11 protein-coding genes and 1 pseudogene are annotated in these 12,653 nt (G+C 63.2%); 7 read left to right on the forward strand and 5 right to left on the reverse strand.

The genetic code is table 11. From position 1 onward, the window contains the following. Positions 1 to 84 precede the first annotated feature (84 nt). Positions 85 to 930: a hypothetical protein gene (locus FE811_RS12240; RefSeq protein ID WP_126976264.1), complete on the forward strand. Its 846-nt coding sequence runs from the start codon at positions 85 to 87 to the stop codon at positions 928 to 930. A 74-nt stretch (positions 931 to 1,004) separates the two neighbouring features. On the opposite strand, the gene FE811_RS12245 is transcribed toward FE811_RS12240, so the two are convergent. The 4 genes from FE811_RS12245 to FE811_RS12260 form a co-directional block, all read right to left on the reverse strand. Next, entirely contained in the window at positions 1,005 to 4,175 is a 3,171-nt protein-coding gene (locus FE811_RS12245) for an efflux RND transporter permease subunit (protein ID WP_126976263.1), read from the reverse strand. Next, on the reverse strand, positions 4,172 to 5,635 hold the full coding sequence (locus FE811_RS12250) for an efflux RND transporter periplasmic adaptor subunit (RefSeq protein WP_108437568.1): 1,464 nt from the start codon (positions 5,633 to 5,635) through the stop codon (positions 4,172 to 4,174). The genes FE811_RS12245 and FE811_RS12250 overlap by 4 nt, the downstream gene beginning before the upstream one ends. After that, a complete protein-coding gene (locus FE811_RS12255; protein ID WP_126976262.1) occupies positions 5,632 to 6,027 on the reverse strand; it encodes a FixH family protein in 396 nt (131 codons plus the stop codon). Before FE811_RS12255 ends, FE811_RS12250 begins: the two co-directional genes overlap by 4 nt. A gap of 556 nt (positions 6,028 to 6,583) precedes the next feature. Then, positions 6,584 to 7,024 carry a helix-turn-helix domain-containing protein gene (locus FE811_RS12260; protein WP_126976261.1) on the reverse strand — a complete coding sequence of 147 codons (441 nt, stop codon included), beginning with the start codon at positions 7,022 to 7,024 and terminating at the stop codon, positions 6,584 to 6,586. 89 nt (positions 7,025 to 7,113) lie between these two features. On the opposite strand from FE811_RS12260, the gene FE811_RS12265 reads away from it, so the two are divergent. From FE811_RS12265 to FE811_RS12285, 5 genes and pseudogenes are all read left to right on the forward strand, one after another. Then, on the forward strand, positions 7,114 to 9,426 hold the full coding sequence (locus tag FE811_RS12265) for a heavy metal translocating P-type ATPase (RefSeq protein ID WP_370362677.1): 2,313 nt from the start codon (positions 7,114 to 7,116) through the stop codon (positions 9,424 to 9,426). A gap of 4 nt (positions 9,427 to 9,430) precedes the next feature. Then, on the forward strand, positions 9,431 to 10,054 hold the full coding sequence (locus FE811_RS12270; protein WP_126976259.1) for an isoprenylcysteine carboxylmethyltransferase family protein: 624 nt from the start codon (positions 9,431 to 9,433) through the stop codon (positions 10,052 to 10,054). Positions 10,055 to 10,062: 8 nt separating this feature from the next. Further along, positions 10,063 to 10,536: a signal peptidase II gene (gene lspA / locus FE811_RS12275; protein WP_255469726.1), complete on the forward strand. Its 474-nt coding sequence runs from the start codon at positions 10,063 to 10,065 to the stop codon at positions 10,534 to 10,536. Between the two features lie 10 nt (positions 10,537 to 10,546). Then, positions 10,547 to 10,961, forward strand: a pseudogene (locus FE811_RS12280) (disulfide bond formation protein B). Further along, entirely contained in the window at positions 10,958 to 11,617 is a 660-nt protein-coding gene (locus FE811_RS12285; RefSeq protein WP_126976257.1) for a thioredoxin domain-containing protein, read from the forward strand. Before FE811_RS12280 ends, FE811_RS12285 begins: the two are co-directional and overlap by 4 nt. Before the next feature lie 6 nt (positions 11,618 to 11,623). Here the strand turns inward: FE811_RS12285 and mntR are convergent, their stop codons facing one another. Further along, positions 11,624 to 12,079 carry a manganese-binding transcriptional regulator MntR gene (gene mntR, locus FE811_RS12290; RefSeq protein WP_126976356.1) on the reverse strand — a complete coding sequence of 152 codons (456 nt, stop codon included), beginning with the start codon at positions 12,077 to 12,079 and terminating at the stop codon, positions 11,624 to 11,626. Between the two features lie 114 nt (positions 12,080 to 12,193). Here mntR and FE811_RS12295 point away from each other — a divergent pair, with 114 nt between their 5' ends. Further along, positions 12,194 to 12,646: a hypothetical protein gene (locus FE811_RS12295; protein ID WP_255469727.1), complete on the forward strand. Its 453-nt coding sequence runs from the start codon at positions 12,194 to 12,196 to the stop codon at positions 12,644 to 12,646. Positions 12,647 to 12,653 lie beyond the last annotated feature (7 nt).

Raw genomic sequence — 12,653 nt, forward strand, 5'->3', positions numbered from 1 at the left:
CCGTTCAACCGGCAAATGCCTTTGCCGGAACGAAATTTTGCACGGCTCACGGTCTGGTGTCGCCCCAAGACGGAACGACACATCATGGAACTCACGACCGGCGCCATCCTGCGCCGCATCACCGAAACACCACTCTCCACTGCGGCCCATAAGCTCGCGACGATCATCCTCGACGGCATCGCCTGGAAGGATGGCTACAACGGGCTTGAACGCGGAACGGCCGCGTTCACGCTGGCGCACCTCGCCGAAAAGATGGGGGTTTCCCGGCAGCATCTGACGGCGCTCCTGGTCGAGCTCGCGGCGTCCGGCTTGGCGCTGGCCCGGTGGAAGCCCAATGGCAAGTTTGCGCCCTGGCTGTTCCGGTTCGGGGGGCATATCGCAACTGGAACAGCGCCAGATGTCGTGTCATCTGCAGGCGACACATCACTATCTGGAGACTCTAAGAACAAAACTATCTTTGCAGGAAAGATCGAGATCGGCGCAGTAGCCAGCGTCTACCACACGCCTTGGGCAGAATTGATCAAGTCAGCGAAGGTGTCGCTTGCCTGCTGGAACGTCGATACGCAGATCATCTGGGAACGTTTCCTGACTTTCAACCAGTCGCGCGGCAATGCCCATGTCCCGGCTGGCTACTTGCTCGGCTTCATGCGGCGCTGGCGGACCAGTTCGTCAAGCCGGGCTCCAACGTTTTCATCGGAGCCGGAGCTGCTGGCCAAAGAAGATCCGAAAACGCTCGAGCTCCATCAGCAGATTCGGGCTGCTCCTAGTGCCAACCGACAGTTTCACGCATCGGATTTGTGCAGCCTGATTGGCCAAGCCGCCTACGATGCTCGTGTCCTAGATGTCGTCCGACAGTTCGGCTGTCCAAGGTTCACTGCAATCCTTGCCGTGCACGGACGCGCCGTTTTGGCAGGAGAAATCTCGCGATGAGATGGCTTGATGCGGAAGAGAGACCTCGGACATGCTTGCTCCAATCATTTCTGCCGGGGTTTCTCCGACCACTTTCAAACCAGGGATTGACCCATTGGCTTCACGACGGCACCACCGTTGGCAAGGTCTCCTGCCTTCGCCAGCCCGCGCCCCTTGATCAGTGCGTAGACAGCCGGAATCACGACCAACGTCAGGATGGTGGACGACACCATCCCACCGATCATCGGCACGGCGATACGGCTCATAACCTCAGACCCGGTGCCATGCGCCCAAAGGATCGGCATCAGGCCCGCCATGATCGCCACCACCGTCATCATCTTGGGCCGCACCCGTTCGACAGCGCCGACCATGATCGCGGCATCCAGATCGGCGCGGGTGAATGGGCGTCCTGCGCGGGCGACCTCGGCCCTGCGTTCCGCCAATGCATGGTCGAGGTAGATCAGCATGATTACCCCGGTTTCTGCGGCGACACCGGCCAACGCGATGAACCCGACCGCGACAGCCACCGACGTGTTAAAGCCCATCCACCACATCAGCCAGACGCCGCCAACCAGCGCGAAGGGCAGGGACAGCATCACGATCAGGGTTTCGGTCAGGCGGCGGAAGTTGAGAAACAGCAACAGGAAGATCACCGCCAGTGTGATCGGCACGACGATTGCCAGCCGAGCCTTGGCACGTTCGAGGTATTCGAACTGACCGCTCCAGCCCAGCGAATAGCCGGGCGGCAGGATCACTTCGCCAGCCACTGCCGCTTGTGCCTCGGCGACATAGCCGCCCAGATCGCGGCCCGCGATGTCCACGAAGATGTAGACGGCAAGCTGACCGTTCTCAGTGCGGATCGACGTCGCACCCCGTGTACGCTCGACAGCGGCGACCTCGCCCAGGGGCACAGTGCCACCACCCGGAAGCGCGACCTGAACCTCTTGCGCGATGGCCTCGGGATCCTGGCGCAGCGCTGCGGGATAGCGCAGTGCCACGTTGTAGCGCTCGCGTCCCTCGACGGTCTGAGTGATCGCCTCGGCCCCAAGCGCCATGGCGATAACCTCCTGCACGTCCTGGATCGACAGGCCGTAACGCGCCAGCCGTTCCCGGTCGGGCACGATGTCGAGGTAATAGCCGCCGATCACCCGTTCGGCATAGGCGCTGGTGGTGCCGGGAACATTCCGCAGCACCGCCTCGACCTGCCGCGCGACTGCCTCCATTTCTGTAAGGTCAGTGCCGAAGACTTTCACCCCCACAGGAGTGCGGATGCCGGTGGCCAGCATATCGATGCGGGCGCGGATCGGCTGGGTCCAGGCGTTCGAGACGCCGGGGAATTGCAGGGCGGCGTCCATTTCCAGCCGCAGACTTTCCATCGTGACGCCCTCGCGCCACTCATCCTTCGGCTTCAGCTGAATGATCGTCTCGAACATCTCGGTAGGGGCCGGGTCGGTTGCCGTCAGCGCACGTCCCGCCTTGCCGAAGACGGTCTCGACTTCCGGGAAGCTGCGGATGATGCGGTCCTGCATCTGAATCAACTCCGCTGCTTTGGTGACGGACAAGCCCGGCAGGGTGGTGGGCATGTACATCATCGTGCCCTCGTCCAGAGCGGGCATGAATTCGGACCCCAACTGCCGCGCGGGCCAGATTGTGGCGACCAGTGCCACCAGCGCGAGCGTGATTGTGAACACCCGCGCCCGCAGCACCCATTGGATGACGGGTCGGTAGATCGCGATCAGGGCGCGGTTCACCGGGTTGCGGTGTTCCGGCACGATCCGCCCGCGCACGAAGATCACCATCAGCGCGGGCACCAGCGTCACTGACAAGAGCGCTGCGGCCGCCATGGCGAAAGTTTTGGTTGCAGCCAAGGGGCCGAATAGGCGGCCCTCTTGCCCTTCCAGCGCGAAGATCGGCAGGAAGGAGACGGTGATAATCAGCAGGCTGAAGAACAGCGCCGGGCCAACCTCGGACGCGGCTTCGATCAGCACTTCCACCCGTGGCTTGCCGGGTTCCGCCCGTTCCAGATGCTTGTGGGCGTTTTCAATCATCACGATGGCGGCGTCGATCATCGCGCCAATGGCGATAGCGATGCCGCCAAGGCTCATGATATTGGCCCCGATGCCAAGCGCGCGCATGGCGGTGAAGGCCATCAAGAGGCCCACCGGCAGCATGATGATGGCGACCAGCGACGAGCGGACATGCAGCAGGAAGACAAATGTGACCAGCGCCACGACGATGCTTTCCTCAAGAAGTGTCGTCCGCAAGGTTTCAATGGCTGACAGGATCAAGTTGGACCGGTCATAGACGGTGACGATCTCCACCCCCTCGGGCAGGCTTCGCGCGATGGTCTCGATCTCGACCTTGGCGTTATCGATCACGTCGAGTGCATTGGCCCCCACTCGTTGTAGCACGATGCCGCTGGCGACCTCTCCCTCGCCATCAAGCTCTGCGATGCCCCGACGCTCATCGGGCACGATCTCGACCCGCGCTACGTCGCGCAGCAGAACCGGCACGCCCCCCTCAGCACGGATCGGGACCATTTCCAGATCGGCTATGCCGTCCAGATAGCCGCGCCCGCGCACCATGAACTCGAATTCCGACAGCTCGACCGTGCGCCCGCCGGTGTCCATGTTGCTGGCCGCAACTGCCTCACCGATCTCGGACAGGGTGATGCCAAGCGCCCGCATCCGCACCGGATCGACGGTGATCGAGTATTGTTTCACAAACCCGCCGACGCTGGCGACTTCCGACACGCCGTCGGCACCGCTGATGGCAAAACGCATTACCCAATCTTGCAAGGACCGCAGCTCGGCCAGGCTCAGGTTCTCGCCCTTCAGCGCGTATTGATAGACCCAGCCCACGCCCGTCGCATCTGGCCCAAGCGCGGGCGTCACTCCATCCGGCAAACGTGCTGCGGCGGCGTTGAGGTATTCCAGCACGCGCGAGCGGGCCCAGTAGGGGTCCACGCCATCTTCGAAGATGATGTAGACGAAAGAGATGCCGAAGAACGAGAACCCGCGCACCACGCGTGACTGTGGCACGGTCAGCATGGCCGAAGTGAGGGGATAGGTCACCTGATCTTCGACCACCTGCGGCGCTTGCCCAGGATATTCGGTCAGCACGATCACCTGCACATCCGACAGATCGGGGATGGCGTCGATCGGCAGTGTGCGCAGGGACCAAAGGCCCGCAGCCACGGTAAAGACGGTGGCAAAGAGCACAAGCAGCACGTTGCGGGCCGACCATTCGATAATGCGGGCGATCATGGGTTGGCCTCCGGGGTGGATCCGGGCGCTGCAAGGGCAGCCAAAGCCGCATTGAGGTTGCTTTCGGCGTCGATCAAGAAGGTGGCAGAGCTGACCACTATGTCGCCCGCGCCCACGCCGCTGACGATCTCGATCATGCCGTCGCCCTTGCGCCCCACGGTCACAGGTTCGGGCCGGAACCGCCCTTCACCCAGATCAAGGATCACCACCTGCCTGTCGCCGGTGTCGATCACAGCACCCTCTGGTACCTGCACCACGGGTGCACCGCCGAGCATGATTTCGACCTCGGCGAACATGTTGGCGCGTAGGCGCCCGTCCGGGTTCGGCAATTCAATCCGCAGCTTTCCAGTGCGGGTCATCATATCGATCTCGGGGTAAATGGTGTCGATACGGCCCGGAATCGGGCCATCCGTGAGGCCACGAAAGCTCACCCGAACCTCTGTTCCTACTGCAATCTCCATCAGCGCCGCTTCAGGCACTTCGGCGATGACCCAGACGGTCGAGGTGTCAGCGATGCGGAACAGGGTATCGCCCGCTTCCGACATCATGCCTTCGACCGCCATCCGCTCCAGCACCACGCCGCTGCGCGGGGCCATGATCGGAATACTCACTGTCGTCTGGCCCTCGGTCGCGATGCGGTCGATCACCTCTCCCGGCACGCCGAGGTTTTCCAATCGTTGCCGCGCGCCCTCCCTCAACCGCCCTTCCGACCGCACGTCGGTCAGGAACTGTGCAAGAGCGGCAGCGATCTCGGGTGAATAAAGCGTCACGAGCGGTGCGCCTTCGGCGATCGTGCTGCCCGTGGTCACATCGGCAACGGTTTCTATGAAGGCGTCGGCGCGCAACGAAATTACGCTGATCCGGCGTTCGTCCAGTTCCACGATGCCCGGCGCCCGTAATGTGGCCGCCAGAGGTGCCAACACTGCTTCGGCCGTCCGCACCCCGGTGCGCTGCAACTTGCCAGGGCTGACAGTGACCGAGCCGTCATCACTGTTTTCACCGTCATAGACGGGGATGTAATCCATCCCCATTGAGTCCTGCTTCGGCACTGGCGAGGTGTCTGGCAGGCCCATCGGGTTGCGGTAGTAGAGGATGGTCCGCTCACCTGTTTCAGCCATTGCCATTTCTGAACTGGGCTCGGGCGCAGGGCCCAGCGAGAGATCCTCGCTGGCGAGAACAGGCAGGAAGGCGCGCCCATCTGCCGTTTGCCGCTCGGATACCGACCATTCGGGCAACCCATCCGGGTGCCTCCAGTAGATCACCGGGCCGGTCGGCTCTGCTTCAGGGGCGTCAGCACCCGGCATGGCGACTGCGTCATTGCCCATCAAGACGGCAAGCTGCATCTCAGCCATGCCTATCAGGCTGGCCACGGTGATTCCCTTTTCGCCTGCGGTCAGCCCGATCCATCCGGCACTGCCTGCAACAAGGACTGCGGCAGTCAGCTTGCCAACCGCGCTCATGGCTCGGCTCGCAATTCCAGTTCTGCCTTCACGGTTTCCGGTTCACCCTGCACCTTGGCCGCCACCGAAAACCGCCATCCCCCCGCCATGGTGAGATCCGTGCTGAACAGGTAAGTGCCCGGGCCTTCGGCCGGCAATGCGGTGACAGCGGAGGTCATCGCCTCCATCCCGTCGGGGGCCATGTCCATGCGCGTGGCATAAATGACCGCGCCCTCGACCGGCTGGCCGGTGCGAAGATCGGTCAGACGAAGTTCAATCGTTACCCCAGAACCGACACGATGGTCGGTCGAGACGATCTCGAAACGGTAGTCGTCTGCACCTGCCCAGAGGGCAGATACGCCGATGAGAAGTGCCAGAACGGAGCCGCAAATGCGGCGGAACATGTTTGTCATGAGGAAGACCCTTTGATTGCAGCGACAGCGCACCCGCGAAGCCAATTGGCGCAGGTGCAAACGGCATCATCCGCGCGCTGACGCACGCGGCGGGGTCAAATGCGGGGAGGTCGTCTCAAGCCATCCGGCGGAAGCCCGGATGGTGGATGCAGGTCAGGAAGCATCAGGACTGCAGCAGATGCCTCCTCGGTAACAGAAAGCCCGGGGACTTGTACCAGGGCGAGCAATGTCATCCCGCCACGCGCCATCATTTCGCAGGCGACGCTGCATGCCTGGTCATCAGGGCAATCGCCTTCGCAGCACGGATCGGCTGCTGCCGCGATCTCCGCTGCAAGTCCGGCCGATACCTCACTGACTGTGGCCGCGAACAGGGACACAGCCAAAAGCACTGCTAAAAAGGGTCGGACCATCCACGACATCCAGAATGCATGACATGAGAAGAAAAATTCGGCAACGCACATCCGGTTGAACGGAGTACCGTTGATGCTCGAGCGGCCCGGGGCGGCGTTTTCGGAAAAGGCGGTGCTGGCTTAAATGGCGAGTGTTGCGGGTGCGGTTATTGCGTCGCCTCTATCTCCGGATGCCGATGATCGGTCGCGCAAAGCGAATGGTCGCCCAGAACTTCGATAACGCGGCAATCGGCGATCTTGCCGCCTGCACATTGCACGACCATTCGTTCAAGTTCGGCCTTCAGCGCTGTCAATCGCGCAAGGCGGCTTTCAACCTCTGCCAGCTGAGCCTTCGCGATGGCATCGGCAGCAGCGCAGGACTGATCCGGTCGGTCCGACAGGCTCAGCAGGTCGCGGATCGCTTCGAGCGTGAAGCCCAGATCGCGGGCGTGCCGGATGAAGGCCAGACGCTCCATCGCTTTGCGGCTGTAGAGTCTCTGGTTGCCCGCGCTGCGCTCGGCTTCGGGAAGCAGGCCGATCTGCTCGTAATAGCGGATCGTCGGTACCTTCACCCCGGCGGCCTCGCCCAACTTTCCGATAGTCAGCATCAGATTCCCCTTGAAGCTATAGTTGCTAGAGACATTAGGTTGCTGATTCGATGAAAGCAACTGCCCGCTCAGCGGCAGGAGGAATGACGATGTCGGAAGCTGCACGCGAAACATCCTGTGACTGGACGGTGACGGGCATGGACTGCGGGTCCTGCGCGACCAAGATCAAGGATGCGGTGACGCGCCTGCCGGGGGTAAGCGGCGTCGAGGTTGGCATCATGTCGGAACGCCTGCGCTTGACGCTGGATGAGGGACAAACCGGGCGGGACAAGATCGAGAAGACCGTCCGTGCGCTTGGCTATGAGATTGCGCCGCGCGCCGCCGGTGCGAAGAAGGACTTCGTTTTGCCGGGGGCTCAATCCGCACCTGAGCAGAGCGACATGCATCAAGATCATGATCACTCCGCCCACGCTCCCGCTGGCCACGATCATTCTGGTCACGACCAAGGCCCTAAGGCGGCCAGCACCAAGCGCGACGATAGCGGTCACGGCAGCCCCGGCCACGTTCATGACGACCCCGCCGACCGGGGCAAGCGCTGGTATCAGACCGCCAAGGGCAAGCTGGTCATCTTTACCGCCCTGCTGCTGGGTGCCGCCTGGGTCATCGAGTATCTTGCCCCCGAGATCGGTAAGTGGGCCTTCGTTGCCGCTTGCTTGATCGGCGTGGCCCCGGTAGCGCAGCGCGCCTTTGCGGCGCTGCGGATGGGACAGCCCTTCACCATCGAAAGCCTGATGACGATTGCCGCCGTCGGCGCGCTGTTCATCAACGCAGCGGAAGAGGCGGCACTGGTGGTGTTTCTGTTCGCCGTGGGCGAGGTGTTGGAAGGCGTGGCCGCCGGCAAGGCGCGAGACGGGATCCGGGCGCTGGCCAATCTTGTGCCGAAGACGGCGCAACTCGTTACAGGTGACAGCACGCGCGAGGTTCCAGCCGCAAGCCTGTCTGTGGGCCAGACAGTCCTTGTCCGCCCCGGTGACCGGATTCCGGCCGATGGCGAGATCGTGGATGGCACTTCGGGCGTGGACGAAAGCCCGGTCACCGGGGAAAGCGTGCCCAAGACGCGCGGCCCCGGGGACGCGGTTTTTGCAGGCGCAATCAACACCGAGGCGGCCCTGCGGGTCAAAGTGACCAAAGGTCGCGAGGACAACACCATCGCCCGCATCATCCGTCTGGTTGAAGAGGCCGAAGAGGCGCGTGCCCCGACCGAACGCTTCATCGACCGGTTCAGCCGCTGGTACATGCCTGCCATCGTCGCCGTCGCGGCGCTGGTCATCGTGGTGCCACCGCTGGTCTTCGGCCAGCCCTGGGACACTTGGGTTTACCGCGGCCTTGCCCTCCTGCTGATCGGCTGCCCTTGTGCGCTGGTCATCTCGGTCCCCGCCTCCATCGCTTCGGCCATGTCCACCGGGGCGCGGCGTGGGCTGTTGATGAAGGGCGGTGCCGTGATCGAAGCGGCGGCGAAGGTGGATGTTGTGACCTTCGACAAGACCGGGACGCTGACGCATGGTCGCCCGCAGGTGACGGATCTGGTGCCGTTCGGGACGACCACCGAAGCTGAACTTCTGGCCGTGGCGGCAGGCGTCGAGACCGGCTCGAGCCACCCGCTGGCGATTGCGATCCTGAACAAGGCCAAGGACGCTGGCGTTTCTGCGCTGCCCTCGCAAGACGCAAAGGCGCTGATGGGCAAGGGCGTTGTTGCAACCGTGGGCGGCGCTGCGGCCTATGTGGCCTCGCCCCGCTACGCGATGGAGCATGGCGGGCTGGATGGCCTTGGCCTTCGGCAGGCGACGATTTTTGAGGAGGACGGCAAGACCGCGGTCGCCGTGTTTCGCGAAAAGGCCCCGCTCGGACTGATCGCCATGCGGGACGAGCCGCGTGCGGATGCGAAAGACGCGGTGCGCCAGTTGACGGCCATGGGGGTGACTGCGGTCATCCTGACCGGCGACAACCCGCGCACGGCCGCTGCCATCGGCGGAGGCCTCGGCCTGAAGTTCGAGGCAGACATGATGCCGGAGGACAAGCTTGCCTACATCCGCGAGATCGGAAGTAAAGGTGGCGTGATGATGATCGGCGACGGCATCAACGACGCCCCCGCGCTCAAACAGGCAAGCGTTGGCGTGGCGATGGGATCGGGCACTGATGTGGCGCTGGAAACGGCCGATGCGGCCATTCTTCGTGACCGGGTGACCGACATTCCCGCCACGATCCGTCTGTCGCGCGCAGCAATGGCCAACATCCGCCAGAATGTGACCATAGCGCTCGGGCTGAAAGCCGTCTTCCTCGTGACCTCGGTCTTTGGTCTGACCGGCCTCTGGATCGCGATCCTCGCCGACACGGGTGCAACCGTGCTTGTGACGCTAAACGCCCTGCGTCTGCTGCGGTTTAACCCGGAACGCGAGGGCTGAGCAGATGATCTCCGGTTTTGGCTGGGCCGCGCTGGCCCTTCTTTTCGGTTATCTGGCGCTGTTCTTCTGGGGCAGCGCCCTGGCCGCACAAGCGGCGGGGCGTCCGGTCTGGCTGTTTGCCCGTGCCACCGGGCGCGACCGGCTGGCGGCAATCGGTTTCCGCGCGGCCTTTGCATTCGCCTTCTTCGGGCCGCTCCTCTGGCTCGCCGTTCCCGCGCTCCACAAGGTTGACCCGCTCTGGACCGAGGGGCGTGCTGTCCTTCTAGGCTTGGTCGGGGTCTTTGTCGCAGGGCTTGGCGCGATGGTGGCCTTTGCCGCTCAGATGTCGATGGGATCATCCTGGCGCGTCGGCGTGGTCGGCGGCGAAACCGGCGATCTGGTCTCCGGCGGGCTTTACCGGTTCAGCCGCAACCCGACCTTTGTGGGACAAGCGGCACTGCTGGCAGGTGTTGCGATGGCGGTTCCCTCTCTCCCTACAGTACTCGCCCCGGTCCTGTTTCTCTGGTCGGCCAGCACACAAGTGCGGTCCGAAGAGGCCGCCCTGCGCATGGCAATCGGGCCGGACTATGATCGTTACGCCGCGTCGGTCCCACGCTGGATCGGCAGGAAGAGCAAGGCAGCAGAATGACAAGGGTGATGCTGATTTCTCTGATTGCTGCCGCAGTGGTGGGAGACCAGTTGACCAAGACCGCAGCGCTGTCGCTGCTGTCGCAGGGGACTGCGGTCCCGGTCTTGCCGGGCTTCAACCTTTCCCTCGGGTTCAATACGGGCGCGAGCTTTGGCATGATGGGCGGGTTCATGGCAGGTAAGCCCCTCCTGATGGCGGCGCTGACGGGCGCGCTGACCTTCGCCTTCGCCGTCATGGCATTCCGGGCGCAAAATGCTTTGGAAAGGGCAGGCTTTGCATTGGTCGTGGGCGGGGCGCTTGGCAACATCATCGACCGGCTTCGGCAGGGTGCCGTGACTGATTTCCTTGATTTCTATTGGCGTGACTGGCACTGGCCCACGTTCAACGTTGCGGATATCTGCATCACCTTGGGCGCGGTCCTGATCCTTTTCGCCTCGCTTCCCCTTCGCCGCCGCAAGGAGCCGGTTCTTGACCAAAGCTGATCCGCAATCCATGTCGCGCGACGACCTTTCCTTGACTGCGGCCTTCCTGATCGCTCTGGCGGCCACGCTTGGTGCGCTCTTCATCGGAGAGGTGCTGGGTCAGATGCCCTGCACGCTCTGCTGGTATCAGCGTATCGCCATGTTCCCCTTGGTGCCGATCCTTGGCCTGTCGCTCTGGCCGGGGGGACGCGATGGCGCGCACCTACGGCTTGCCGTTGACCCTCGCCGGGCTCGCACTTGCGGCATGGCATTCGGGCCTGTACGCAGGGATCCTGCCCGCGCCGATCGTGCCCTGCACTGAAAATGGCCCATCCTGCACCGGCGAGGCGCAGATGATCCTTGGCCTGCCGATCCCCTATCTTTCTGCGGTCGCCTTCGCGGCGATCCTTGCCTGTCTCATCCTGCCGAAAGGACACCGCCCATGAACCGCCGCACCCTTATCCTTGGAGCCTCCGCACTTGGTGTTGCTGCCTTCGCGGGTGGCGCCTTCGTGCTGAAACAGCGCCGCGACGCCGAGGCAGAAGCGGTGGCCGCCGCCACGCCAACCGAGGATCAGGCCCTCTTGGTCCGTGACTACTCCCCCAGCTTCGGCCCCGCCGACGCACCATTCACTCTTGTCGAGTTCTTTGACCCTTCTTGCGAGGCCTGCCGTGCATACCACCCCGTGGTGCAGGAAATCCGGCGGCAGTTTCCGACGCAGGTCCGCGTCGTGCTGCGCTACACCGTTTTCCACGAAGGCTCGGACGAGGCTGTGCGCATCCTCGAGGCTGCGCGGATGCAAGACAAGTTCGAGCCTGTCCTCGATGCACTTCTTGAGCAGCAGCCTGGCTGGGCTGTTCATGGCTCGCCTGAGATGGATGTGGCATGGGAGATTGCCGGGGCTGCGGGCCTTGATCCCGAAAAGGCCGAGACGGACCAGTTCTTCCCGGGGATCACTGGTATCCTGAATCAGGATGCGGCCGACGTGGAAGCCTTGGCTATCCGCCAAACGCCAACCTTCTTCCTTAATGGCAAACGGCTGGAGAATTTCAGTGCCGATAGCTTGATGGCCGATGTGCGGTTCGCAGTCGAGAATAGCTGACGACCGTCAGGACCGGTTGGCGAAAGCCGAAAACAGAGCCAGTGTCCGTTCGCTGACATGGTGCTCGATGCCTTCGGCATCGCGTTCCGCCGTCTCGGCGTCAAGCCCGAGGCTAAGCAGGAACCGCAGCACGATCTCGTGCCGGTGCCTACATTCCTTGGCCAGCGCCCTGCCCTGTTCCGTCAGGAAGATTGAACGATACTTGGCCCGGGTGATCAGGCCGTCGCGGGCGAGACGGTCCAGCGTCTTGGCCACCGTCGGCGCCGTGACACCCATTCGGGTAGCGATGTCGACCGGCCTCGCCTCGCCGTGGCTGTGGATCAGTTCGGCAATCAGCTCCACGTAATCTTCTGCCAGCTCGTTTCGCCGCGCTGCGCGCACGCCCTGAAATGCCTCCGCGCGCAAGTCGGGAGAGCGGTCGTCACTGGCAGCATGGAGAACTTCATGAGGATCATCGTGCATCGTGGTCACAGTCTCGCACGATCTGGGTTGACAGGTAAACCCTGCGGGCAGATTGTTAGCCTTGTCTAACATTTCGCGCCAAGACTTTGGTGCCCAGTTCGGGAAGTCCCATCCATGCCTGCCGACGAGAACACATCGGTTGATCCGTCACGGCGCGCCTTGCTCGTTGGGGGCTTGGCCGCCGCCGGTGGCGCAGCCGTTGCCGTCGGCACGGCACGGTCGCAAACAGCACCTGACCCGATGGCTGGACACGACATGTCTGCGATGTCGGCCGATCCCTACGCAGCACCGATGTCCGGCATGGCGCATGGCAACATGACAACGGTCGGGCGCGTCGACCACGACGCGAACGGTTTCGATCCTTCGACAATGTTGACGGACTGGGATACTGGAACAACCGAGCTTCTGCCCGATGGCCGAACCCTGCGCACATTCGAAGTCACTGCCATCGACCGGGAGATCGAGATCGCCCCCGGTGTTCTCTTTCCGGCATGGACGTTCAACGGCCGCGTCCCTGGCCCGGCCCTGCGAGCCAAGGAAGGTGAGCGGCTGTCAACGGCGGAGTAAAACCCGG

It is taken from the genome of Paracoccus sp. FO-3, from assembly GCF_006386455.1.
In the GTDB taxonomy this organism is placed as follows: domain Bacteria; phylum Pseudomonadota; class Alphaproteobacteria; order Rhodobacterales; family Rhodobacteraceae; genus Paracoccus; species Paracoccus versutus.